The organism is Leptolyngbya sp. PCC 6406 (assembly GCF_000332095.2).
GTDB lineage: Bacteria > Cyanobacteriota > Cyanobacteriia > Phormidesmidales > Phormidesmidaceae > PCC-6406.
Map to the genome: position 1 here is coordinate 1692971 of NZ_KI913949.1, position 24217 is coordinate 1717187.

At 52.2% G+C, this 24217-nt stretch carries 20 protein-coding genes; 8 read left to right on the forward strand and 12 right to left on the reverse strand.

The features are described from left to right. Nucleotides 1-72: 72 nt before the first annotated feature. Nucleotides 73-1140, forward strand: coding sequence for an LOG family protein (locus LEP6406_RS0207740; RefSeq protein ID WP_008318253.1), 1068 nt, complete (start codon nucleotides 73-75; stop codon nucleotides 1138-1140). A gap of 294 nt (nucleotides 1141-1434) precedes the next feature. Here the strand turns inward: LEP6406_RS0207740 and LEP6406_RS0207745 are convergent, their stop codons facing one another. Continuing rightward, entirely contained in the window at nucleotides 1435-2514 is a 1080-nt protein-coding gene (locus tag LEP6406_RS0207745) for a radical SAM/SPASM domain-containing protein (RefSeq protein WP_008318255.1), read from the reverse strand. A gap of 236 nt (nucleotides 2515-2750) precedes the next feature. Between LEP6406_RS0207745 and LEP6406_RS0207750 the strand changes: the two genes are divergently transcribed. Continuing rightward, nucleotides 2751-3626, forward strand: a complete 876-nt coding sequence (locus LEP6406_RS0207750) for a tetratricopeptide repeat protein (RefSeq protein ID WP_008318257.1) — start codon at nucleotides 2751-2753, stop codon at nucleotides 3624-3626. 11 nt (nucleotides 3627-3637) lie between these two features. Continuing rightward, nucleotides 3638-4897 (forward strand): class I SAM-dependent methyltransferase, encoded by a 1260-nt coding sequence (locus tag LEP6406_RS0207755; RefSeq protein ID WP_008318259.1) that lies wholly within the window; start codon nucleotides 3638-3640, stop codon nucleotides 4895-4897. Nucleotides 4898-4950: 53 nt separating this feature from the next. Here the strand turns inward: LEP6406_RS0207755 and LEP6406_RS0207760 are convergent, their stop codons facing one another. From LEP6406_RS0207760 to LEP6406_RS0207805, 8 genes are all read right to left on the reverse strand, one after another. Beyond that, on the reverse strand, nucleotides 4951-5601 hold the full coding sequence (locus LEP6406_RS0207760; protein ID WP_008318265.1) for a LysE family translocator: 651 nt from the start codon (nucleotides 5599-5601) through the stop codon (nucleotides 4951-4953). A gap of 74 nt (nucleotides 5602-5675) precedes the next feature. Continuing rightward, nucleotides 5676-5810, reverse strand: coding sequence for a hypothetical protein (locus LEP6406_RS34700; protein WP_008318268.1), 135 nt, complete (start codon nucleotides 5808-5810; stop codon nucleotides 5676-5678). Between the two features lie 74 nt (nucleotides 5811-5884). After that, nucleotides 5885-6802: an HNH endonuclease family protein gene (locus LEP6406_RS30090; protein ID WP_008318270.1), complete on the reverse strand. Its 918-nt coding sequence runs from the start codon at nucleotides 6800-6802 to the stop codon at nucleotides 5885-5887. After that, on the reverse strand, nucleotides 6802-10164 hold the full coding sequence (locus tag LEP6406_RS0207775) for a restriction endonuclease subunit S (protein WP_008318272.1): 3363 nt from the start codon (nucleotides 10162-10164) through the stop codon (nucleotides 6802-6804). The genes LEP6406_RS30090 and LEP6406_RS0207775 overlap by 1 nt, the downstream gene beginning before the upstream one ends. After that, nucleotides 10161-10568 carry a type II toxin-antitoxin system tRNA(fMet)-specific endonuclease VapC gene (locus tag LEP6406_RS0207790; RefSeq protein WP_008318274.1) on the reverse strand — a complete coding sequence of 136 codons (408 nt, stop codon included), beginning with the start codon at nucleotides 10566-10568 and terminating at the stop codon, nucleotides 10161-10163. The genes LEP6406_RS0207775 and LEP6406_RS0207790 overlap by 4 nt, the downstream gene beginning before the upstream one ends. A gap of 2 nt (nucleotides 10569-10570) precedes the next feature. Then, complete coding sequence (locus LEP6406_RS0207795; RefSeq protein WP_008318276.1) at nucleotides 10571-10816, reverse strand: hypothetical protein; 246 nt, start codon at nucleotides 10814-10816, stop codon at nucleotides 10571-10573. A 13-nt stretch (nucleotides 10817-10829) separates the two neighbouring features. Next, nucleotides 10830-12284, reverse strand: a complete 1455-nt coding sequence (locus LEP6406_RS0207800; protein WP_008318278.1) for a class I SAM-dependent DNA methyltransferase — start codon at nucleotides 12282-12284, stop codon at nucleotides 10830-10832. A gap of 440 nt (nucleotides 12285-12724) precedes the next feature. Beyond that, nucleotides 12725-13714: a phytanoyl-CoA dioxygenase family protein gene (locus LEP6406_RS0207805; RefSeq protein ID WP_008318280.1), complete on the reverse strand. Its 990-nt coding sequence runs from the start codon at nucleotides 13712-13714 to the stop codon at nucleotides 12725-12727. A gap of 108 nt (nucleotides 13715-13822) precedes the next feature. Here LEP6406_RS0207805 and LEP6406_RS0207810 point away from each other — a divergent pair, with 108 nt between their 5' ends. Both LEP6406_RS0207810 and LEP6406_RS0207815 read left to right on the forward strand, forming a co-directional pair. After that, entirely contained in the window at nucleotides 13823-14557 is a 735-nt protein-coding gene (locus LEP6406_RS0207810) for a substrate-binding periplasmic protein (RefSeq protein WP_036029697.1), read from the forward strand. A gap of 71 nt (nucleotides 14558-14628) precedes the next feature. Continuing rightward, nucleotides 14629-16143: a glutamine synthetase family protein gene (locus LEP6406_RS0207815; RefSeq protein WP_081748147.1), complete on the forward strand. Its 1515-nt coding sequence runs from the start codon at nucleotides 14629-14631 to the stop codon at nucleotides 16141-16143. Between the two features lie 60 nt (nucleotides 16144-16203). Here the strand turns inward: LEP6406_RS0207815 and LEP6406_RS0207820 are convergent, their stop codons facing one another. Then, a complete protein-coding gene (locus LEP6406_RS0207820) occupies nucleotides 16204-17166 on the reverse strand; it encodes a hypothetical protein (RefSeq protein WP_008318285.1) in 963 nt (320 codons plus the stop codon). A 211-nt stretch (nucleotides 17167-17377) separates the two neighbouring features. Between LEP6406_RS0207820 and LEP6406_RS0207825 the strand changes: the two genes are divergently transcribed. Further along, entirely contained in the window at nucleotides 17378-17908 is a 531-nt protein-coding gene (locus LEP6406_RS0207825) for a hypothetical protein (protein ID WP_008318287.1), read from the forward strand. A 126-nt stretch (nucleotides 17909-18034) separates the two neighbouring features. Here the strand turns inward: LEP6406_RS0207825 and LEP6406_RS0207830 are convergent, their stop codons facing one another. Together LEP6406_RS0207830 and LEP6406_RS0207835 are read right to left on the reverse strand one after the other, a co-directional pair. Further along, entirely contained in the window at nucleotides 18035-18730 is a 696-nt protein-coding gene (locus tag LEP6406_RS0207830; protein WP_008318289.1) for an SDR family NAD(P)-dependent oxidoreductase, read from the reverse strand. A 24-nt stretch (nucleotides 18731-18754) separates the two neighbouring features. Beyond that, the gene (locus LEP6406_RS0207835; RefSeq protein WP_008318291.1) at nucleotides 18755-19429 is read right to left on the reverse strand and encodes a GNAT family N-acetyltransferase; all 675 of its coding nucleotides are present in this window, start codon (nucleotides 19427-19429) and stop codon (nucleotides 18755-18757) included. Nucleotides 19430-19543: 114 nt separating this feature from the next. Here LEP6406_RS0207835 and LEP6406_RS0207840 point away from each other — a divergent pair, with 114 nt between their 5' ends. Together LEP6406_RS0207840 and LEP6406_RS30095 are read left to right on the forward strand one after the other, a co-directional pair. After that, nucleotides 19544-20131, forward strand: a complete 588-nt coding sequence (locus LEP6406_RS0207840; RefSeq protein ID WP_008318293.1) for a TetR/AcrR family transcriptional regulator — start codon at nucleotides 19544-19546, stop codon at nucleotides 20129-20131. A gap of 371 nt (nucleotides 20132-20502) precedes the next feature. Beyond that, nucleotides 20503-24207 carry an ATP-binding protein gene (locus LEP6406_RS30095; RefSeq protein ID WP_155834654.1) on the forward strand — a complete coding sequence of 1235 codons (3705 nt, stop codon included), beginning with the start codon at nucleotides 20503-20505 and terminating at the stop codon, nucleotides 24205-24207. The last annotated feature ends 10 nt before the right edge of the window (nucleotides 24208-24217 follow it).

The window sequence follows — 24217 nt, forward strand, 5'->3', positions numbered from 1 at the left end:
CCGGGGGCAGTTCAATCGCTACAATAGAATGTTACAGAAAAGCGTTACAGAGCAGTTCATAGGTTTGTCAACATGGTCGATTCCTTGCCGCGCCAGTTGTCAGATACCCTCCAAAGCGAACTGGCAGCGGTGCTAGATCAACTCCCCAGCATGAAACACGGCAAACTGATTCGCCAAGTGCTGGAAACCATCCTAGAAATGATGGGGCGCGAAACAGAGCGCCTCGACTGGAAAATCCTCAGCTCCGCCCTGCAAGACATGGAAAAGGGCTTTCGGATTTTCTATCCCTATCGCCATACCCGCAAGATCACCATTTTTGGCTCCGCCCGTCTTTCCGCCGAACACCCTGCCTATCAAATGGCCCAAACCTTTGCCCAGGAGATCACCCAGCTTGGCTTCATGGTGATCACGGGAGCCGGGGGCGGCATCATGGAGGCGGGCAACGCCGGGGCGGGCACCGATCAATCCTTTGGTCTCAATATTCAGCTTCCCTTTGAACAGGGAGCAAACCCAGTGATCTCCGGGGATCCCAAACTGATTGACTTCAAGTATTTCTTCACACGAAAACTGTTTTTTCTCAAGGAAAGTGACGCCCTCGCCCTCTTCCCCGGTGGCTTTGGCACTCAGGATGAAGCCTTTGAATCCCTCACCTTGATTCAAACTGGCAAGGCAGGACCGCTGCCCGTTGTCCTGGTTGATTATCCCGGCGGTGACTATTGGCACAACTGGGATCAGTACATTCGCAAGCAGCTAATGGCCGATGGCCTCATCAGTCCCGATGATGTCAGCCTGTACACCATTACCGACAGCGTCACCGAAGCCTGCGCAGCGGTCACCGACTTCTATCGTGTGTTTCACTCCAGTCGCTATGTGGATGACCAACTGGTGCTGCGATTGAAATGCCCCTTGCCTCCATCCCTGTTGGATACCCTGAATGTCGAATTTAGTGACATTCTGCACCGGGGCACCATTCGAGCCAGCACCGCCCTGCCAGTGGAAAAGGGGGACGAGACAGAGGATTTACCCCGCCTGATCCTCCATTTCAATTACCGCGATCTGGGGCGACTCTACCAAATGATTCGCCTGATCAATCAGTTGGGTGTCCACAGCCCCGAAACCGATCACCCAGAGGAAAAGTAATGGATCCTTACGGGCGTATCCCACTTTCGTGAGCCCTCCCTGCTACTGCTCATCCATAAGTCCTGAAACCCTTGCGGGCAGGGCTGGCTCCACCCTTCGGGAAGCGCAAAGCTCTACATCTTATAGCGGTTCTCACTCGGGTTAAGTAAAGACAAGGGGCTTAAGCCCCTTGTTCCCCGAATTGCCATCAAGTTGAGCTGTACCTCATCCATTAGGGAACCGCTATAAGTTGGCTCGAATGATGGTTGTGCACCCTCGGAGATGTACGCAATCCAATAGCATGTCGCTAGAAGACTACACCTCACCCCAATGGGGTTGGAGTCGTTTCATCAAGGGCTGGTATGCCTTGAAATAGGCAACGGAACCCACCTGACGGGCAATGGCCTTACCCTGGGTATCGGCCCCCATGCATTGCTGGCAAACCGGGTGGGCAACTTGAAATCGATTGAAGGCAGAGCGCAGACCACAGGCGGGGGGCGCTTGGAGAATGTCCCGCAGGGGCTGGTGCTGCACATTGCCTAGGGGAATTTTGCCTTCATAGTCTTTGCAGCAGGGGACCACCGTGCCGTCGTAGAGAATGCCCGTCTGCTGGCTAGCGCCATTGCAATAGCCAAACCGGGCCGGAATCACGGTAGCGGTTTCCCCGTTGCCCCAGCTATCCAACGGGAAGGTTTCTAGGACCAGCTTGGGATGGAGGGGGATCAATTGCCAGCGTCCGGGGTGATGGCGGGCAATGGCTTGATCGATCGCCGACGCTGACGGCGCATCGGGGATGCCCTTCAGCAGGCGGTCGGCCCAGCGGCGTAGTTCTGCCCGCATCTGGGTTTTGCCCTCCACCACATGCATGGGCTTGTGGGGTACCAGAAAGGGATTGGGGGTGGTGTCAAGGAACTTGATGTGGATGCGGGTGGGGCTGGTCTCTGACCGGCGTAGATTGGCCTGCACATACTCGGTGATGCCCTCAAAATAGCCCTCAGGGTTTAGTCGGGGAGGGGCACCCCGGAGGGTAAAGGTGTGGGGATCGGGGGTTTGTAGGGAAATAGTGACCTTGGGAATGCCCGAGGTCACCAGTTGATCAATATGATCAGGGCGCAGGTGAAAGGTGCTGCCATTGGTGGTCAGGTGCAATCGCAGGTGGTGGGCTAGGGCCAACTGGATCCCTTCAAACACCTGGGGATAGATCAGGGGCTCTCCCATCAGGTGAAAGGTAATGATGTCGGCGAGGTGATCTGCGGCTACCTCCGCTAGAATTTTCTCCAGCAGCGGCCACGCCATATGCCCCCGAGGCCGCTCCATAATGGCGTCAGGGCAAAACTCGCATTTGAAGTTGCAGACGTTGGTGACTTCGATATGGAGGCGAGCGAGAGAAGACATGGTAATGCCAAGGCCGGAACTGCCTTAGGCTAGCAAAGGAAACTAAGAACACCCTGAGAAATTTCTCTCTACATTTCTCTTTATGGAAGTTTCTAGAAATGGGGTTATGGCTATGGTGTTTTCCATGGAGGCGGATAAATTAGGCTAGGCTGACGGGAATAAGGCTTTTCTGACACCGGCCTTTGAAGACAGGTGCGGAAAGCGTTAACGTTTTGGGGACTATTTGGGGACTATTCATGGAGGGTTGGTCTGTGGGGAATCGGCTGAATCGGGCACTGTTGCTCTCACTGGTGGCGGCAGCAGGACTGGGGAGTGTTGTGGCGGCTCCGGCTAGGGGACAGGCGTTGTTACCCTATGTGTTGCCGTTGGACTATGAGCGCTTACAGGAGCAGGGATTACAACTGGCTCAACAGGCGGCGCAACTGGCGCAGTTTCAGCAATACCAGCAGGCTTTGGCACAGGCGGAACTAGCGGCTCAGTTGGCTCCGGGGGAACCGGCGGTTCTGGGGTTGTTGGGCAGCCTCTACCTGCAAGTGGGGCAGCTTGAATCTGCGATCGCAGCTCTAGAGCAGGCGCGTCAGCTACAGCCCACGAATACGGCGGTGCTCTTTGCCCTGGGGACAACCCATTTTCGGCTATCTCAATATTCCCAGTCGGTGTCTTACCTAGAATCGGGGCTGCGGCTAGAACCGGAAAATCCTGGGGCACTGTTTGACTTGGGCAACGCCTACTTCAAGCTAGGGCGCTATGAGCAAGCCATTAGCCGCTACCAAGCTGCGGTGGATATTGAGCCAGAGTTTTGGCCCTCAGTGAACAATATTGGCCTCGTGCTGTACGAGCAGGGCGATATTGGGGCCGCGATTCGCTACTGGGAAGACACCCTGGTGCTGGTACCCGATGAACCCGAACCTCGCCTCGCGATCGCAGTGGCCCAGTACGCCCAGGGACAGGGTCAGTCGGCACTCCAAATGGGGATTGAAGCCCTAGAGCGGGATAGCCGCTACGCCGACCTAGACTTTCTAGAACAGAACCTCTGGGGCTCACGACTGCTGGGGGATGCGGAAGCATTCTTTGGAGTGCCTGCGGTTCAGGCTATTCTGGCCCAACTGTAGGGCTGGGGGTTATGGTTTCCCCTGGGCAGCAACAGCCCTTGACCTTACCGTCCTTGCCCCATCATCTCCCCCTGTGTGAGGCGATCGTGGCGGAAATTGCCACCGCGCCCCAGCAGCGCATCTCCTTTGCCCGGTATATGGATCTGGTTCTGTACCATCCCGACCATGGCTACTACACCAGGAGCGTGTCTCACCTGGGGCCGGGGGGAGATTTTGTCACCTCAGTTCATCTGGGCCATGACTTTGGGGAGTTGCTGGCGGAGCAGGTGGCGGATATCTGGCATCACCTGGATCGGCCCCAGCCCTTTGACTTGGTAGAGTTTGGCCCCGGTCAGGGGCTCATGGCGGCGGATATTCTAGCCCAATTAGCGCGGGCCTACCCCACCTGTCTGGCGGCGCTGCGCTATACCCTGGTGGAAACTTCCCCAGCCCTCCGCCAAGTCCAGCAGCAGCGGCTCCAGCCCTGGCAAGATCGGGGCATCTCGCTCCAGTGGTGTGCCCTGGACCAGGTGCCCGAGGCGGCTTGGATGGGTTGTGTCCTCTCCAATGAGCTGGTGGATGCCCTACCCGTCCATCGTGTGGTGTTGACGGAGGCGGGGCTCCAGGAGCAATACGTTGTTTGCAGCAATCACCCAGATCTGCCCTTTTGCGGACAGCTCGGTCCCCTGTCTACCCCCGATCTGGGAGCCTATTTATCTCTCGTGGGAGTTGCGATCGCACCCCCCACCTATCCCCTGGGCTATACCACTGAGATCAACCTAGCCGCCTTGGACTGGCTAGCAGCGGTGGCCCGATGCCTGCACCGGGGCTATGTCATCACCATCGACTACGGCTACGAAGCCCACCGCTACTACAGTCCCACCCGCACTGGAGGAACGCTGCAATGCTATCGCCAGCAGGCCCACCACAGTGATCCCTGGGTGGGGGTGGGGCAGCAGGACATCACCGCCCATGTGGATTTCACCGCCCTCCAGCGCCAGGGCGATCGCTGTGGCCTCTCTACCGTAGGCTTTACCCCCCAGGCCATATTTCTCATGGCATTGGGATTAGGCGACCGCCTTAATGCCGTGGCCCAGACCCAGGGCACCGATGGAGCCAGCCTCAACCGGGCGCTACAACGGCGAGACAGCCTCCATCAATTAATCAGTCCCCTAGGTCTGGGCAATTTTGGCGTCCTAGTGCAGCAGAAGGGGGTGCCCCCCTCAGCTCAGCAGCAGCCCCTAAAAGGACTCACGGTGCCTGAATATCCCCATCGGGAAGCCAGCGTCTAGGCTATTTGATTGAGCTGAAAACTTACTCAGCTCTCTAGGTTGACTTAAGGGCGCTATTGTTCGCTGCGGGTGTCGGCAAACGCAGTAAACAGCCCCTGACCGATAAACAGGCTACCAACCAGGTAGCGTCCGCCGGTTTGCAATCTCTGGGTTTGGGCTAACAAGGGGGTGGCACTACCCGCAAAGAGAGCATAACCGGAGTCTGTGAAGGCTGCGATCGCAACAAAGAGACTGCCTAAAAACAGGCTTTGCAGCAGCGGAGAGGCATCTACTGCCATGAACTGGGGCAGGAAGGTGGCAAAGAACAGGGTGGTTTTGGGGTTGAGCATGGACACCAGCGCCCCATCCCAAAACAGGCGACGAGCGGAACGGTTGACTAAGCGCGGGGTGGCAGTCGCCGGGGTGGGTGGGGCGCGGAAGGCTTGAATCCCCAGATAAATCAGGTAAAGCGCCCCAGCGTATTTAATCACCAGAAAGGCGGTGGAGGAGAGGGCTAAGAGCGTGCCGAGGCCAATTGCGGCTGCGATCGCATTTCCCCAATTTCCTAAAGCCACACCAGCTACTGAGACCAAGCCCAGTCGTCGGCCCTGGGCAAAGCTACGGGTCAGGATGTAGAGCACCCCAGGGCCAGGGGTCACCGCCAAGATCAAGCTTGCGGTACAGAATGCAGCCAGCAGCGGCCACGGTGGAATGATATGCAGCATGGCGTTGAGTTGAAGATGTTATGACAGTTTAGACAAAGCTCAGGAAATGTGGCCTTAGTCTAAACGCCAATGCATCAGCCCTGACCCGTTACCTTAGCAATGGGTCCCTCGGTAGTGTCCTCCAGGTTGACAATGCCATCGGGGTTGACGGTGATGGCATTGTCTAGCCGTTCGTTGATTTCGGGATACTCGCTCAACACCTGCTCCACGACCGCATCCCCGTACTGGTTGAAGAAATTGGGAATTTGGGAGGTATCAAACCCAGCGTTTAAAAAGGGAATATTTAAGTATTAGAATTTAGCATTGCCTCAAGCCACTCTCTCTTGACTTGATGTCCTTGTTCCGTTTTGTAGACATAGAATCTTGCATATGCCAATGCCGCCGCAGAATACTCAGAGCCTTTGTCAATTAATCTAAGCAAATCTTTTTGGCGATTTTTGTAGATTCTTCTAAACTGAGGATCTGTGATTTTAGAGAAGTAAGTATCGAGCTCTTCTACTAATCTCTTGACTTCTGAATCTTTATTCTTGCGATCTCGGACTAGTTCCTGAGAATGGAGATGGTAAACCTCAATAGATATTTCTGCTCTTTGATATTCTCTAGTTCCTGGATCTAGTGCAGGAACAGGTTCGCCATTAGGTCGAAATGTTAGAAGCTTCCAGTCATTAGGATCGGTTGGATCGAGTAGATCGACATCCTCTAATTCCCAATCATCTGTTTCTTGGCGAGCTCTGAAACTACCGGATACGGGAAACCGGTCCGACTTTCCTCCTCTCGTACCACCAGGTGTATTTACTCGGCGCTGATTACTCCACTGACAAGAATAGCGATAGTTGCTCCACTTGAAAGCCAACCACCAATAGCCTTCATGATCAGGATCTTCGTCCACACGATTTTTAGGACGGAAGTGATCAACATCTTTATCTGAGCCTGAGTTTAAACTTTCTGAGTACCAACACTTTCTATTACTGAGATTCGATAAGTGAGGAGCCAAATCCCTCCAAATCTTAGAACGTGATGACTTACTTAAGCCCTTAGTTATTGCATTTTTCCTTGCAGCTTTAACATCTTTCCCGTCAGCTATAGCCTGTTGTTCAGCTTGCTCAATTTCTCCTCGCAGCTCATTAAGCGCAGTCTCTGCTGTCGCTTCCCAGCCATCTGGAATTGCTATTGCTAACCTCTCAATATCAATCCAGCGCATCAGTTAGTCGCCTCTGCTTGTAACTCAGCTAATACTTCCTCAAGAACTTCACGTGATATCCGATCAATTTCGTCTTGCTGCTCAGGATCAATGAAGCGAGCACCAGCCATCAAGTCCTTATACCTTTGCCCCCAAGCCCGAACGAAGGCAGCATAGTATGGATCACTAAACGCTTTCTCAAATCCGGCATCTTCTAATCTCTTGCTGATCTCTTCAAGTTCCTCAGCCTCTTCCGGAGTTAGTGAACCCTCTTGAGCAACCAAACGAACCTTGTTGTCTAAATCAGCTAGCGTTTCTTCATCCAAATCGCTCCGCATGCCAAACATCTCGCTGGTCAAGATGCCTGTAAAGCCTAGCCCACGAGGATTGACGGTGGGTTGCTCCCATATGCATGCGTCAGTTTGCCAATCGCGCTTCAAAAGATGGATTTGCTCTTTTAGGAGACTCGCAATCACAAGGGGATCATGAGTGGACATGAGGATTTGGCTCGTTTTTTGCTCCTCTGACTCATCGCCAGGAACTTCGCTCATGACGCTGGACAGCAATTTCAAGTAATCCACGCTCCAATGGGGATTGAGATGGGTATCGGGTTCGTCCAAGAGAATTAGGGACTGATGTGATTTTGTGAATCGCATCAGTCCCAGAACCATAAGCAATTGTTGCTCGCCCTCACTTAGTTCATGAAATGTAATGGCTACTTGTTCTGTTTTGGTGGCTTGTACCTTAACCTGAATTTTTAAGTCGTAAATTAATTCAGAGAAATCTATGCTTTCTAGCGCCAAGAAAAACGTTCTAGCATCTTGATACTCTGCTGCAAAAGCGTGCAAGCTCTCAAGATCAGGTAAAAAGAAGTAGTAATGCTCTTCGTTCTGAGAACTGTATCCCTCTTTTACGTTTTGAGTAACCAACATTGGAGCAATCGAAAACCGCCGAAGTCGTTCCATGACTCTTCGCATCACACCTCTAGCACCCCAAAAGTCGTCTGCTTTAGCTCCTGACTTTGCCTTTGCCCAGCGAGGTTTGCGAATCACAAACAGTGCTGACTCAAAACCAATAATTCGCAATCGTTTTTCGAGGAACTCGCTGATAGCAGGGTCTTCTTTATGGAAAAACGCTAACAATACATATTTGGCGTGATGATTCTCAGCACAGAAGAATGTTCTCTCTTCTAGCAAATTAGAGAGTGTTTTTGGATCATCAGAGGTTGCATCTATCAGCCTGTTGTAATGCCTCTGATTCATAGGCAAGAAGTGCCCAGCCAGACGATTAGTTGGGCCTGAATAGTAGCCAAAAACAAACTTTGGAAGAGGTAGTTTACCTTTAGAAATCTTTTTGAATTCCGTGGCTTCTTCTAGACCTTCCTGAAAGGTGCCAACCTTTAAGAGCGGACTTCGCATCTCTTGAGGATACCAGGTGATTTCCACTACCTGATTGCTGATTTCATAGCGCAGATGAAAACCTTTGATTGAATTCTTATTCCAAGTTTTTCCGTTTGACCAATCATGTAAATCCCGAAAAATTACGACTAAAGATTCAAATAGATTAGATTTACCCGTGCCATTCCAACCCAAAACGATATCTATACTATGTGAATCATCAAAACGGACTGTGTAGTCAACTAAATTTTTAAATTCTTCCAACCAAAGAGAGGCTAGACGAAATCTACCGTTCTCTGATGCTTCTTCTTCTGTCGGTTGAATTCCTAGTTGTTCTTCTTGTGATGGTAATGCTTGTCGCACTTGCTCAAAGGCGCTGCGAACTTCAGGGGAAACTCGTAGCGCGTCATAGAACTCTGTAACTTCTTCTGGTCTAAAACCCGCTTGATCAAATAATTTGCGGGCATCCCTTTCTCCTGATTTTGAAAAAGTGGACGAAAGGGCTTCAAGATAATCTGCGGGAGTTTCCATAGAGACTTTATTTATCTTTTTGATTGGACGCCGAATCGTACGCCGTGCTTTATGCTCAACTTCTAGCTTAACTCTCTCGGCTTTAATTTCTTCAAGAAGGATTGAGGCTGGTTGATCTTGAGGATTTTGTGAAACCAAGTCACCCCTGAAAGCTTTTTTTAATACTGAAGGTACTAGCTTTTCAACTTTTTGAAGTAAGCCTTGATGTCGTTCTTCCAAGCAATCAGCGATAGCAAAAAGAGTCTCGACTCTTCGAACAATTTCGTGTTGCTCTTCTACGGGAGGAATTGCCACTGGAAGAGCAGAAAGGCGAGACTTATTAATCGAGGCAAGATTTGTTGTTTGCTTACCCATAGACAGAAAGTAAGCAGCCCCTCGTGAATTCCCATACCAGGAAAAGAACTTTGGAGCAAATAATGAGTTGTATAAGCGAACTCGAAAAACATGATTTTGAAAAGTACATCTTTCGATCTCACCATTCCAGACCCATCCTCTTCCCAGTTTATCTATGTCACCACCTTCATTGAAAAGGACATCGCCTGGTTCAAGCAGGAGATCATCAACACGATTTGAGGGTACTCGTATAGTTTTTATCTCGCTTAGATCAAAGAAGCCACGTTGCACATTTGCAACTCTCAAGTAGGGAAGTTGTTCATCATCCGAGTTCTGTTTTTTTGAATCTTTTGTAATTCCACCGACCACTTCAGATATTTCACCAAGCCTGGATATACCCCAGCTTTTAGGAAATTTTAAGTCTTTGAAGCAGTCTGTATCTGATAAATCAAATGAAATAAATTCTTCAGCCTCATTACTCTGATTTGAGCCTGAATTTTGAACCCGCCAAGATTTAGTCAGCTCTCCTGAAGTTGCTTTTAATAAAACAGTTTCTCGGAAGCACCTAACAATGGTAGACACACGCTCAAGCCGATCGCGACACGCATCCACTCGCACAAACACACTATCAAGCTTGTCAGCAATTCGTTGTTGCTCATTGAATGGGGCCAATACAAAAGGCGCTTTTCTGCCCGCTTTCGTACTTAATCGCGGCATCGTTAGGCCATGACTTGATGCCTCTGCATATTCAAGAAATTGAGGATTCTTAAGCCAATAAAATAAAAATCGACCGTCAATAGCTTCATTAGGTCTGAGAGGAATAATTTCTGTAGAACAATACCCATCCCGATCTGCTATATAAACCTTATTAAGGTAGGGACGGAGTTTCCCATAGAGTATATCACCCTGAAAAAATAAATTTTTAGTGCTTTTTGATTGACGGTCTTCAAAACTTAATCGTTGCAAAAGTTTTGACGTATCTTTTTCAATATCTTCAAGTTCAAGCACCCAAGCATCAGATGGAATTTCATTTGGCTCAACTTTAGTTGTGGCTCCATAATCAACAATTTCACCAAGCGTACAGTTGAGCCAAGATGTAGGAATAGTTAGACTTTCTGTCAAGTTGGCACCTCCCAATCTTCAACCTTCAACCCATTGGCACGCTCAAATTCTCGCGTGTTGTGAGTCACTAAAGTCAGATTGTTTGCCACAGCGATCGCGGCAATCTGCAAATCATAAGACCCAATCGGAGTTCCTATACTGGCTAGCTTCGCCCTAATCTCACCTGCCAACAAAGCTGCCTCATCTTGAAACGGTAACGAGACAAAGCGGGATAGAAATGTTTGCTGTCGCTCCAGGGTCCGCTTTGGGTTAGTGCTCCGAAAAGCACCATAAAACAGCTCAGCCTTCACGACTGAGCAAACCGCAATCTCCTCAGCAGGGGTGTCCAACAAGCGATCGCGCACTGATGACGAACGACCATTCAGATACACCACACAGACATTTGTATCCAGCAAATAACGCATACTTACTCAAACGCTCCTGCTAGGTCTTCGTCTAGCGCATCCCCAATGCCCGACTCATCAATTCGGATCAGATCATCCGCACAAATGCCATAGAGATCTTCTAAGGATAGCTCGGTAGAGATTTCGGATTGAACCGCCTGATAAATCACCATCACCTCGACATCTCGGTCAGCTAACCCGACCGAAATATCCAGATGCAGGATGCCATCTTGCCCGATTCGTTGGCGTACCTTAACGCTTTCCATCATGGCCTTGTCCCTCCTAATCGACTTCCTCACCCAGTTCTTTCAAGATGCCCTGCAATTCAGCCAAAGCAGCCTCTAACTCAGTGATAGCCTCTTTAGCCAGGGTTGCAGGATCAGGTAACGATTCCTCTGTCTCATCGCGATCGCCATTTAGCCAGGTGATATCTAGGTTATCGCTGCGATCGGCAATCCATTCGCGGGAAAAACTACGAAATTTTCCACTTTCCCCTTCATCTTTCCGCTTCGCAAGACTGGCAGCACTCCCCAACGGATCGTCACCAAACGCTTTTTCAAACTCCTCAAAGTAATCACGGTTAAGCGAGGTTCGCTTGCCAAACTGGGGAGCATGGGCGCGTAAATCATAAACCCAGACCTTTTTCGTATTACCTGTTGCCTTTTTGCCACGGGTAAAGAACAACACATTGGTCTTTACCCCTTGAGCATAAAAAATACCCGACGGTAAACGTAAAATCGTGTGGAGGTTACATTTATCCATCAAGTCTTGACGGATCTGACGTCCCACATTACTTTCAAACAGCACATTATCGGGAAAAATAGCGGCTGCTCGCCCCCCTACCTCCAATCCAAGATAGATATGCTGCAAAAAGCACAACTGTTTGTTACTCGTGGGAAAATCAAAATCTGGCCGCTCTGGTATGCCGCCCCCCTTCTTACTACCAAAAGGCGGATTCGTCAGAATCAGCGATGCCTTCGGCAAGGCTTGCCCTTCAGGGGATAGCGTATCCCCACAGCGCATTCCAGCCTGTTCAGGATTAGATTCAATACCGTGCAGCATCAAATTCATACAGCCCATCCGAAACGTATCCGGCACAAACTCCATGCCGTAAAACGTGTTGGTTTTATGCTTCTTTTTTTGGGCTGATGTCCAACTTGCAGGCTTTTCATGTTTCTGGATGTAGCGATTTGCTGAAATCAGAAATCCCCCCGTTCCAGCCGCCGGATCTTGAATCACATCCTTCAAAGTTGGGCGCATCACATGCACCATGCTATCGATTAACGCCCTTGGCGTAAAATACTGCCCTGCCCCTGCCTTAGACTCGTTGGCGTTTTTCTCTAGCAGACCCTCATAGATATCTCCCATCCCTTCTTGCTTGGCGTTGTACCAATCAAGTTTGTCGATCTCAGTGACAAGGGTATTCAGGGTGTTTGCCTTTTTGATTTCAGTACTAGCGTCGGCAAAAATTTCTTTGACAATTACAGATCCTTCGCTGCTCAGATGCTCTAGCAGTTCTCTGTAAAACTCAATCTGCTCGGCTCCTTCATGCGCTTCCAGATCATCCCACCGATATCCTTCGGGAAGCTGGTGATCAATCTCTGTCTCCTTCGCCATCTTCAAGAATAGAAGATATGTCAGCTCGGTGACGTACTGATGATAAACGATCGCCCCATCCTTAAGGATGTTGCAGAGATTCCAGAGTTTAGCAACGATGTCGTGAGTTGAATTGCCCATAGCCCTGCTATCTTATCGCTGCTTGGCCACAGTTTCAGGCTATTCACAACCCTTTTATCAGAAGATCTAGCTAGTACCGCAGGGCGTAAATCAGCTCACTATTGTCGCGCCAGCTCAACATTTTCCGGTCCCCTCTCCCCGTGGGAGAGGGCTAGGGTGAGGGGCCGAGTGTGCCACGATGGAACGGCCAAGGTATTTCCGCCACCCAGTACTAGAGCATCTAACCGGATCTCACTACTCCTCTAATCAGTGACTAAAGAGCTGAAAATTCACCCGTCAACCACAATTTAACGCCAAGCCCATGCCGATAGTGGATCCAGCTTGGACACCTGATCATGGGCTCACACATATTGGACAGCTCATCTCGATCTTCGTGTGCCCTACTCCCTTGAGATTGCAACGGCGATGCCTTGGTTTTCTTTATCCTTTACATTAATGCACTACCACTCTGCCATGCCGCTTGATGAATAAAGTCGAGCTAAGGGATCAGCACAGTAGTCCGCCAGGTGAGGACTGCGATAACCGTCACGCTGCCACAGGATGGGAAAAAAGCTTTCATCCATGTGGCAATCGTTCACCCGCTTGTAGCGGCCATAGATATAGCCCGGTGGGTTAACAGCATGGAAGTGGGCCTGGGCCGGAATGGTATGCAGACCAATGCTATGGAAGGTGCCCTCGGTGCGGGTGGTGGGGCCGAGGCCATGCCAGGTGCGGCCATGGTGAAAGGCACAGCCCCCAGCAGGCACTTCTACCACCACTAGCTCGGGCTCGGGGACACCCGCATTTTCGGCGGCGGCCAACATGGCCCAACGGTAGTCCTTCTGGGGAGCATGGAACTCGCCCTCAACAGTCACCAAGGGCCATTTGTGGGATCCCTTGGCGTAGACGAGAGTACCGTCGGCGGTAGAGGCATCATTGAGGGCCACCCAGCAGGTCATCATCTCTGGCATGGAGAGAAAATCAACATAGGCCCCGTCTTGGTGCATGGCGATCGCCTTGGCCTGGGGGGGCTTCATCCAGAGGCTGTCTTGGCCAATACGGGCTCCGTCCCACCCCGCCAAGGTGGCGCTGAGGCGACCGATTTCTGAGGACAGTACAAGGCTGGCGATGGTGCGATCGCTCTTCCAGCCATTGCAAATTTCCCGCGTAATGTCCGGCAGACTCATATTGGGCCGCCAATGCCATTCATCGGGATAGATGCCCGTCTCGAATTCGCCATGGAACATGGGTTCCATACGGGCGATCAACTGCTGGACAAAATCAGACGACAGGAAATTCTCGACAATCAGAAAGCCATCGGCTTGGAACTGTTGAAGCTGGTCCTGGGAAAGCTGAAGCGGTTGGTATGCCATGGGGATAGCCCGAATCACGATCGAAGAAAACTCGACTAACAAGTTGACAAAGCCCGCCAGACGCCCTCTACTTGTCATAACAAGACTTCTTGCCTGTCATGATAAGTCTTAGCTCCATTCAAGAAGTGCGCTGCGTTACGCTTTATGGAATCTCAAGCCTTAGCATCTACAGAATCGTCCGGAGAATTGTCCGGGTCTGAGCTCACCGTTGAGCCCGGTTATCTGCACATCGTCGCCAGCGACTTTGATGCCCGCCCCATGACCTATGTGACCCCAGCGGGCGATCGCTTGGGTTACGAACCAGACCTGGCTCGATCCGTCTGTGAACGGCTGGGACTGACCCCGGTATGGCACAACCTGCCCATGGAAGACTTTTACCGCTGCTTTGCAACAGGGGGCGAAGGTCAGCAGAAATACGACCTGATCTGGTTTAACCAAGCCATTACCCCAGAGCGCCAGCAGGTGGTGACCTTTACCCAGCCCTATGGCTTGTTTAATGAGGCGGTGTTGGTGAAGGCCAGTAGCCCGGTATCCTCGGCACAAATGCTAGCAGACCAACGGGTGGGCGGCTTAGCCGACAGCACCAATATTGCTCTAGTGAAGGGGTTCCCAGGGGCCGTAGCCGTCCCCTATCCCGGCAGCGATCAGGTGTTGCCAGAGATGCTGGCGGCGCTACGAGCCGGAGAAATTGATGCCCTGATTGATGATGAACTCGTACTGGTGGTGGCGGCCCAGGATGATCCCAGCCTCAAGGTGGCTTTTACCCTGCCCACCCAAGTGCCCTTTGCCATTGGCCTGCCCCCAGCGCGCACAGCGCTGCTGCAAAAACTTGACCAGACGCTGTCGGCACTCAAGGCCGACGGCACCATGGCTGGGCTTTGGGCTCAGTGGATTCCTTGGCAGCCATTTCCGTTCTCGTAGCTGTTGACACAAACCTGTCATAACAGGTTCGCTTTACTAAGGTTGCTTTGCCGCTGCTGGAGATTGCGATTGTGACTGGAGTGATTGACCCGGTTAAGCCCTCAACCGAGAGGGTTGCTACGGATCTAGAAGCCTATATCCGTAGTGAGGGGCGGGATGAGCAGGTCAAGCAGGTGCGCGCCAAAATCGACGAGCTCGGCATCCAGTACATCTACTATCAGTTCATTTCCGTCACGGGGCGAATCACCGGCAAAGGAGCCCCCGCCGACCATTGGGAAACCATGGCCGAGAAGGGCATTCAACTGGTGTACGGGGCCACGGTCAACCTGGCGTTAGATCGCACCCAAAACTATTTGGGCTATGGCCCGGAGTCGGCGGAACTGGTGGCGATTCCAGATGCGGAGACCTTTTGCCAGTTGCCCTGGGATAAGCGGGTAGCGCGGGTCTATTGCTTCTGCTTCCGTAACCGTGAGGAAGAAGAGGCACCAGGTGCAGCTCTGACCGCTGATTGCCGAGGTAACCTCAAACGCATTCACGCAGAATTTCACGCCAAGCACGGTTTGCAACTGCGCCACGGTTGTGAGCCGGAAATGATGTGGCTCAAAAAAGGACCGGATGGCAAGCCCGCAGGCGGGGTCACCAAGCCCAACTGCTATCACATCGATCAGTTTGAAGAACTGCGTCCGGTGTTTTTGCGGGTGATTGAATATAGCCGCGCCATGGGGCTAGACATGATCCAGGGGGATCATGAGGATGCGCCAGGGCAGCTAGAGCTGAACTTTATGTTTGACGATGCGCTGCGCACCAGCGATCGCCTCACGACCTATCGCCAAATCTGCGCCCAGGTCGCCCGCGAGTTCAACCTGATTGCCTGCTTCATGTCGAAGCCGTTTTTGGGGGTGTCGGCATCGGGCTGTCACCACAATCTATCCCTCTGGCGCGGCGGTGAGGAGACGGTCAAAACCTTTGACCTCGAAACCCTACCGGGCATGATGGGAAACTACACCTATAGCCAGGGTGGCGAGAATACCTTTATGCCAGTTGAAGGCGGCTCCCCTCGGGTGCCGGGTCCCATTGGCCTCAATTGTATTGGCGGAGTGATCGCCCACTTAGGGGCGCTGACCGCAATCGGTTGTTCCACGGTGAATTCCTACCGTCGCCTGTGGGATGCGGGGTTCTGGGCACCGGTCTATTCCGATTGGGGCTATCAAAACCGTACCTGTGGCCTGCGGGTCTCAGCACCGGGCCGCTTTGAATATCGAGCGGTGGATTCGATGGTGAACCCTTACCTGATGGCGGGGGCAATGTTGAAGGCGTTTGATCATGGCATCAGCGACAACCTCGATCCGGGTGCGCCGGAGCAGCGCAATATCTACAAAGCCATGGATGAGGGCAAACAGGTGAAGAAGCTGCCTATGTCCCTAGGGGAGGCGCTAGACCGGCTGGCGGAGGATGAGGTGATTCAGTCGGCGCTGCCAGGAGAAATGTATCGTCTATTTGATGAGTACAAACGGGATGAGTGGATTCGCTTTTTGGCGACAACCAGTGATTGGGACGCGGACAACTACATGCATTGCCTGCCCTAATGGCTTGCCCTGCGATCGCGAGCACCCAAATCAACACCAAGAGACATTCATCAGAAACCATCAGAAACCAGATGTAGCGTTACGGGCCTCGGGCTCGGTATCGCAGTGAATTTGAATTGAGTCGCTATCGCCCTCTCGGAAAACCGAGATGGGGCCATAGGTAAAGCGCGGGGCTGGATCCGCAGGGGTGGGCAACTCATTGAGTCTGGGGCCAGAAGCCTTACTCTGAGTGACTAAAATACCAACCTGACCCCGGTTCTCCTGACCGCTGTAGTTAAACCAATAGGAGCCGATCGCATAGTTGGGCCGGTCGGTGAGAGAGCCTCTGATGGGTGAAACCCTCAGCTCGACTAAAGCACCAACGTGGTGATAAAAGGCTGGACAGGTCTTGAGGGCATTTTTAGCTGCGGTAAAAGTAGCGCCAAAGGTAGCTACCGCTGCTCGATCTCGTTCGGCGTCGCTCTTGAGCAGCAGTAGTCCCGTTGACCAGGGCATCAACAGATAGAGCAGTAGCAGCCCCGACACTACTACCTGAACAACGCCCACCCGACGCTTAATCACATTACTGGGAGGAAACCCAAGCCAGTCGTGGGTGGCTCGGGTGGGTAGCCAGCGAATCAATAGAAGGTTGAACCCGACAAACAGCACAATCGTCCCCTTCAGTAAATTATCGTTATGGCTTGAGCCCCCCGACCACAGCACGCCCTGCATCGACCCCAGCAACACCATAGCCAGCAGGCTAAACGTAATGGTCATACTGCTTGCCACCATGAGCGGCTGAGTAGGCGAGCGTTTTAGGGTTAGATTCAGCAGAGCAAGCACCAGGGTAGACGCCGCAAAAAACGCCACTAGGCCATGGCCAAAGCCACCAGGAATTGGGTCATCGGGACCGAACCAGCCCATGGCTACGGTTTCCAAGGCCACTGCAAAAGCGCTATACCCCGCTAGGGCTGCAATTAGAAACAGGGCAGCACTGCCTAGCCAGCGCCACGGGTTTAGTATCCGTTGCAATCGGTTGAGCATCTGTCCTAGCCTCCCTGGGCGGCACCATATTGCCTTTGCAGGCTGCTCTCCTCAGAATATAGATTGAACCTACCGTCGCTCCATGGCATTAGTTATGGTAGGTCTAGGTAACTAGATAAATTGTGCAGAACCGATCGTGCAACGACCTAGGGTGCGACGCAAATCGTCAGGCGCAACAAGCCAGGTTTACTGCTCTGTTGCAGGCTGGTTGATGGTTTGGATTGCCGCTATCATGGCCGTGATTGGTCTGCTGGTACCGGGGGGAATTCACTCTGGCGCAGGCGGTATTATGGCTTTGCTGGCCGGTGTGCCAGTAATACTGACTTTTTTGGGAGCCTTAACCTCACCAGGGCAGGCGGCGGCGATCGCCTTGGTGCTGTCCTCCCTCTATGGCTTGCTCGCCCGAGGTATTTGGCAAAGCTCGACGATTGCCTTGGGGCTGAGTTTGGTGCTCTTGCTGATCGATCTAGGCTGGGGAGTGCTGACTGTGCTTGGGGTGAGGGGAGAAGTACCACCTGGTCTGGTGGTCTTGCTGGCGGCAGTCTTTTTTGGCCCTCGGCTAGGGCTCATTTGCCTGATCGGTGAATGTCTTAGCAGGAAAAAAGACGATCCAACAGCTCTAAAAATCGGCGCTCTGGCGCAGGGGTTGGTTGGGTTTTTAGTCGATCCGATCGGTTGGCTGTTGTACCGTGTGGATAGATCCGCCCCCGCTGCTCAGGCCCAGGCATCAAAGCGAAAATGAGTTGACCCAAGCCTAAAACACCCCCCAGGGCAAACCGATTAGGAATCACTGCGATCGCAGATCTTGTCGTGCGTGTGCCCCACAATATCTCCTAATTACACCACCGATCAAGTTCTGGGAGCCGTGCTAAGCCCCCTCCCCCAGCATGGCGGGCACATCGATCTCCTTAATGCAGGTCGCCCGTGATAGCGAGAGCACACAGTCAATGATTTTGAGCAGATCCGGCAGTGGAATCGCTGCTCCGCCCATCAGGTTGTCTGTGGCTAAATCAGCCAGCACCTCCGGCGTACCCACATTGCCGGGATTGATCACCGTGATGCCAATTTGCTGAGCTCTCAACTCCTCTCGCAAGGCATGTACCATCCCCCGCAAGCCAAACTTAGAGGCGCTGTTGGCCACCTCTCGCCCTGGAAAGTTATCCCGGCCCGAGAGTGCGCCCATGACGATGATTTTGGGATTCCGAGATCGCCGCAAAGCAGGCAGCAGTGCTTTCACCAGTCGTATGGGGGCTACCAAGTTAACCGCAATCACACGGGTAATATCGTCGTCAGAGCAGTCTTCAAAGCGGTACTGGGAGGTAAAGGCGTGGGTTTCCCAGGTGCCGCCCATGTAGAGCAAGGCATCCAGGCTGCCGTCCCCCACAGCTTGGGCCACCGTTGCTATCCCAGCCAAGTCAGATAAATCGGCTTGAATCCACTCACCAATGGGGGAAGGGGTGCGAGAGATGGCCAGCAGGCGATTGCACTGGGACCGTAAATGCTCAGTCACCGCCAACCCAATACCACGACTGGCACCCGCGACCAGAATGGTTCCAAAGGACATCAGCGTTCTCCTATTGAATTGACTTTAGTTGAGACAAAGCCCGAACTTGGTCACTCCCGGAAACTCGATGTTGAACTGATCCAGAAAGTAGTCGGCATAGAAAGTTTGGTAAGGCTTGAACCCCACTGATTCATAGGTATGGCGGGCTCGGTCATTACCATTGATCACCATGATTCCGGCGTGGGAGTGCCCCTGGGATCGCCCCTCCTTCAACACTGCTTTGAGCAAAACTTTCCCTAACCCCCGTCCCCGAGCTTCGGGCAAAACCGCCACATTCTCGATAATCCAGGGCGCTTGAGGCGTGAGGAAAAAGGGTTTCACGTCGCCGCCAAACAACCCTAAGTAGCGATCGCGAAAAGCAGAGGTCGTAGCGATCGACCAGCCCAACTCCTGGGCGATCGCATCTAACCGGGACAACCGCAGCGGACTGTAATCCTCCCCATTGGGAACATACCCCGCTGCTGCCGCCACAGGTTTGCCCTGCTCCTCCAGAATCACAAAATCACCCACATCTCCCCAGTTAGAGCCATCGGCTCTCAGCTCCGCCTCAATAAACTGTAGAGCCGTCGTGCCCGTACCCTCCAGCAGGTCTTCCCAAAAACAGTGATCGAAGGGTGGCAGGGAAGCTTCGTATTCAATTTGGGTGAGGAATGGAATATCTGCGATCGCAGCTTTCCGAGTTGTCAGCAAAGCGGACATACAACCCCCTTGAGGTAAGCCTTACAAAAGATACAATCTGCATGTATCTAAAAATAGGGTTCCTTCCCTGCCCTGTCAAGATACATACAGATTGAATGTCTTTTTGCGATCGCCATGCCTGCCAAGCTGACCAAAGCCGAACAAACCCGCCGCACCCGCCGCGCCATATTGGATCGAGCGCGGTACTTATTCGCCACGAAAGGCTACGCCGCCACTGGCACCGAGGAAATCATCAGCGAACTGGGGATTACCCGTGGGGCGCTGTACCACCAGTTCAACGACAAACTGGGGGTATTTAAAGCGGTGGTAGAGGAAGCCTATGGCGAAATCACCGCCCACATCCGCACCCGCATTGAGCCGTTGGAAACCAACTGGGAGCAGTTGGTGGTCGGCTGTCAGGCATTTCTGGAGGTCGCCCAGCAAGAAGATTTGCGGCGGTTGGTGTTTATCGAAGCACCAGCAGTACTAGCCGCAGACACCCTGGTCGAGATTGACCAGTATGGATTTGGATTGCTTCAGGAGTCGATTCAGATGGCGGTGGATGAGGGCCAATTGCAGGTGATCGATGGCGAAGGTTTTGCCCATGTGGTGAATGGGGCGCTGAATGAGCTGGCGGCTTGGGTGGCCCAGTCGGAGAGTCCGCAACGGCTAAAAACGGCTCAGCAATTAGTGGAGGCGTTGCTCATCCGGCATCGGAAGTGAATTAATAAAACGGAATGAATCAGCCCTGCGCTGGGATCTGACACCCTCAATCAGGTCACTTTATTTCTGCCATCGAGGACGCGAAGCGGATTCTCTGGAAGTAACATCTCGGTCTTGCTCGTAGACCGAGATTCCTCCCTGCGCTCAGAATGACAAACTTGTGGGTGGCCAAGACCGAGATTCCTCCCTGCGCTCAGAATGACAAACTTGTGGGTGGCCAAGACCGAGATTCCTCCCTGCGCTTGGAACGACAAACTTGTGGGTGGCCCATCTTGGGCTGGTGGTGGGGTGTTACTTAATTGCAAGCCCTACGCCAGTTCCTTGGGTATTCTTAGGGATAGAGTCCTTGGGTATTCTTAGGGATAGAGATTGTGGTGACTTCCATGCAAATTGAGCCTACTGTCGCCATCATCCGCGATCCGTTAACTGTAACTACGGATATTTCGGCTATAGCTGCGATCGCAACTATGAATAGCCTGCATTCCCAAAGGCATACTGAGCAGCCCCACCAGCCAGATGCAGATCAGCATCTGGCCGATCGATCCAGTTGTGTAGTCGTAGTGGCACAACATCGAGTGGTGGGTATTTTCACCGAGCAAGATGTGGTGCGCCTCAGCCTCCAGCAGCAGCCCCTCGACCAATTGCCCCTAGAGCAGGTGATGAGGCAACCCGTCATCACCCTACGAGAGTCGAACCTGACCGATCTATTCGCCACGCTTAACCTGCTGCAACGGCATCGCATTCGCCATTTGCCGATCGTGGATGATCAAGATTGTCTAGTGGGCCTGGTCACCCAAACCAGTTTGCTGCAAGCCCTGCATTCCCTAGAGATCTACCAACTAGCGGAAACATTAGAGAAAAAAGTGACGCGCCTAGAGGCAGAGCAGATATCTCTGCGAGCAACTCGGGCAGCGGAACTAGAGCGTCAGGTAGCGGAACGCACAGCCAAGCTTCAAGCCGAACTAGCTGCCCGCCAACAGAGCGAAGCCGCCCTCAAAACCCAGCGCGACCTCAACCAACTGATTGCTGAAATTAGTAGTCGATTTGTCGATTTCAACCCGAATACCCTAGATGCAGAAATCGAACATACGCTACAGCTGATTGGAGGCATCACCCAGGTAGATACCAGCTACCTATTTACATACGACGCTGAAAGCGGCACCAGCAGCATGACCCATGAGTGGTGCCGAGCCGACTGTCCTTCCCAAATTGCCGCAGCACAGGCAATTCCCTGCTGGACATTATTTCCCTGGAGTAGTCCTCTGATCATGGAGCGACAAGTCATCCATATCCCCAACCTGGCAGAGTTGCCCCCAGAAGCTGCCACCGACCAAGCCCACTGGCAAGGAATCAACCTGACCTCATTATTGATGGTGCCCCTAGTCCAAAAATCTCGGGTGACGGGGGTGATTGGGTTTGCCTCCTTCAGTCAGGTGACGTTTTGGGATGAAGAAACGATCCGCCTATTGCAGGTCATGGGGCAAACCATTTCTAGTGCCCAGCAACGTGTTCAAGATGAACAGAAACTCCAAAAAAGCGAAGCTCATCAACGGGCTCTCATTAGCGCCCTGCCCGATCTGATCATGCGCATTAATGCTACTGGCATTTATCAAGAATTTGTAGCAAGTCCCAACTTTACCGTCGTTGGCGATATTGTAGACATGGTCGGTACCCATATTTATGAATCGCTGCCCCCAAAAGCAGCCCATCAACGTTTAGAAGCAATTCAACGGGTACTAGCTACCAACGAGATGCAGGTTTATGAGCAAGATCTCTCCAAGGATGGCCAGCTCAAAATTGAGGAAGTCCGGATCGTTCCCTACGGAGATGATGAAGTGTTGGCACTGGTGCGGGATATTAGCGATCGCAAACAAGTTGAACAAGAACTCCATAGCCTCAACCAGGCTTTAGAACAAAAGGTAGATGAACGCACCGCCGCGCTGCAAGACAGTGAGACACAGCTCCGGGCCATGGTAGAAGCCATTCCCGATATTCTCTTTCGCGTCCGACTAGACGGCGATCAACTGAAATATTTCCAGCCGGCGAAAAATGCAGCAGCAGACCAGCACTATATTCCTGCCCATCCTGCCAAGCTGGAATTTGCTGAGATCCTTGCTCAGAAACAGCAGGCAGTGAAACAGGCGATTACCACCGGAGCACTGCAAGTCTATGAGCATCAAATTCCCCTAGGTGATCGCCTGATATATGAAGAGGTGCGTGTCGTGGGTATCAGCCCAGATGAAGCCCTAATCATGGTTAGAGATGTGAGCGCTCGCAAGCAAGCTGAAATTGCTCTGCAAAATACCAATTCACTCCTTGCCACTATTAGTCAAGCCCAAGCACAATTTATTGCAGCAGTCAATCGCCTGGTTGTTTTTGAAGACCTGCTCAATAATCTTTTAGATCTCACCAATAGTGAATATGCTTTCATTGGCGAAATTTCATTTCAGGAAAATGGTATCGCCGTTATGGAGGAAAGCTTTCTTAAAATCAGAGGAATTCCCAACCTAACAACCCATAACATCACTAACGCTGTCTGGGATGAGGAAATTCAAAAGTTCCATATAGATAACACCGAACAGGGCATGGAATTTGTGACCATGAATGCCCTATTCAGCGCAGTGATGATGGCAGGTAAGCCTGTCATCATCAATTCCCTCCACAGCAACCTTCGATCCAGAGAAACTCCCAGCAGCCATCCGCCTCTAGAGGCTTTACTAGGGCTACCTTTTTTCCAGGGAAATACCCTAATGGGGATGGTAGGTATTGCCAATCGACCAGGGGGTTATGATGAAAACATGGCTCAGTATCTTGAACCCTTTCTCGTTAACTGTAGCAATTTAATCGAAAGGTATCGCCTTGATCACCAGCGTTGTCAAGCGGAGGAAAGACTTCACCAAACCAACGAAGAACTCCTGCGTGCAACTCGTCTCAAGGATGAGTTTCTGGCCAAAATGAGTCACGAACTCCGCACCCCCCTGAATGTCATTCTCGGGATGACTGAAGGGTTTCAAGCAGAAGCCTTTGGCGGCATTACCACGACCCAATTAAAAGCTTTGAAAACCATTGAGCGCAGTGGTTTGCACTTGCTAGAAGTGATTAACGACATTCTAGACGTGGCGAAGATTGAGTCCGGTCAGATGCAACTAAACTGCCTACCCACGGCGATCGCCCCCCTGTGTACGTCTAGTCTGGCCTTCATCAAACAACAAGCCCTCAGAAAGCGCATTCAGATCGTCGTTCACGTATCTCCCGATTTGCCAGATATTGTCCTCGACGAGCGGCGCATCCGCCAAGTGTTGATCAACCTGCTCAACAATGCCGCCAAATTCACCCCAGAAGGAGGCCACATTACCCTAGAGGCAACCACCCTCTCCCAGACTGACAGGGACGGGGAATATCCCTACCTTCGGCTTGCCGTCATCGACACCGGCATAGGTATCGCTCCCGAGAATATCCAAAAACTTTTTCAACCCTTCATACAAATCGACGGTGCCCTCAACCGTCAGTACCAAGGAACGGGGTTGGGATTGACTCTGGTGAAACAAATTGTTGAACTCCACGGGGGTCAAGTTGGCCTCACTAGCCAAGTAGACAGGGGCAGTTGTTTCACGATTGATCTGCCCTATCAGTCTGGGATTTCTCTCGCCAGCCCCAGCCAGCCAGAATCTCCCCCTGACCTGGCCGCCCCCGACGACCCCCTCCCTGCCCCTGCCCTCATTCTGCTGGCAGGAGATGACGCAGCCACTACCAGCAACATTGACAGCTATCTCAGTGCCAAGGGCTATCGCATCCAGATCGCCCAAGATGGTCAAGAGATCATTGCACTAGCCCAATCAATATCCCCCACCCTGATCTTGATAGATGTTCAAATGTCAAAGATGGATGCTCTAGAGACGATGCGACATATCCGTTGCGATCGCAACTTAGCCAAAACCCCCATCATTGCATTGGCATCCTTAGCGAGACAAGGTGATCGGGATCGCTGCATTGCCGCTGGTGCTAACGAATACTTGAGCAAGCCGATCAGACTCAAACAACTGGTCCAGAGCATCCAACACTTGCTTGCCCCCTAGGAACGACAAC

Excerpts from the sequence above, each read along its gene's own strand:
- LEP6406_RS0207825 (WP_008318287.1), top strand. The coding sequence starts at position 17,378 with ATGGTTTGGATTGCCGCTATCATGGCCGTGATTGGTCTGCTGGTACCG.
- LEP6406_RS0207840 (WP_008318293.1), top strand. The coding sequence starts at position 19,544 with ATGCCTGCCAAGCTGACCAAAGCCGAACAAACCCGCCGCACCCGCCGC.
- LEP6406_RS0207755 (WP_008318259.1), top strand. The coding sequence starts at position 3,638 with ATGGTTTCCCCTGGGCAGCAACAGCCCTTGACCTTACCGTCCTTGCCC.
- LEP6406_RS0207795 (WP_008318276.1), bottom strand. The coding sequence starts at position 10,816 with ATGATGGAAAGCGTTAAGGTACGCCAACGAATCGGGCAAGATGGCATC.
- LEP6406_RS30090 (WP_008318270.1), bottom strand. The coding sequence starts at position 6,802 with ATGCGCTGGATTGATATTGAGAGGTTAGCAATAGCAATTCCAGATGGC.
- LEP6406_RS0207820 (WP_008318285.1), bottom strand. The coding sequence starts at position 17,166 with ATGCTCAACCGATTGCAACGGATACTAAACCCGTGGCGCTGGCTAGGC.
- LEP6406_RS0207750 (WP_008318257.1), top strand. The coding sequence starts at position 2,751 with ATGGAGGGTTGGTCTGTGGGGAATCGGCTGAATCGGGCACTGTTGCTC.
- LEP6406_RS0207740 (WP_008318253.1), top strand. The coding sequence starts at position 73 with ATGGTCGATTCCTTGCCGCGCCAGTTGTCAGATACCCTCCAAAGCGAA.
- LEP6406_RS0207830 (WP_008318289.1), bottom strand. The coding sequence starts at position 18,730 with ATGTCCTTTGGAACCATTCTGGTCGCGGGTGCCAGTCGTGGTATTGGG.
- LEP6406_RS0207745 (WP_008318255.1), bottom strand. The coding sequence starts at position 2,514 with ATGTCTTCTCTCGCTCGCCTCCATATCGAAGTCACCAACGTCTGCAAC.
- LEP6406_RS0207800 (WP_008318278.1), bottom strand. The coding sequence starts at position 12,284 with ATGGGCAATTCAACTCACGACATCGTTGCTAAACTCTGGAATCTCTGC.
- LEP6406_RS0207790 (WP_008318274.1), bottom strand. The coding sequence starts at position 10,568 with ATGCGTTATTTGCTGGATACAAATGTCTGTGTGGTGTATCTGAATGGT.
- LEP6406_RS0207760 (WP_008318265.1), bottom strand. The coding sequence starts at position 5,601 with ATGCTGCATATCATTCCACCGTGGCCGCTGCTGGCTGCATTCTGTACC.
- LEP6406_RS0207805 (WP_008318280.1), bottom strand. The coding sequence starts at position 13,714 with ATGACAAGTAGAGGGCGTCTGGCGGGCTTTGTCAACTTGTTAGTCGAG.
- LEP6406_RS0207835 (WP_008318291.1), bottom strand. The coding sequence starts at position 19,429 with ATGTCCGCTTTGCTGACAACTCGGAAAGCTGCGATCGCAGATATTCCA.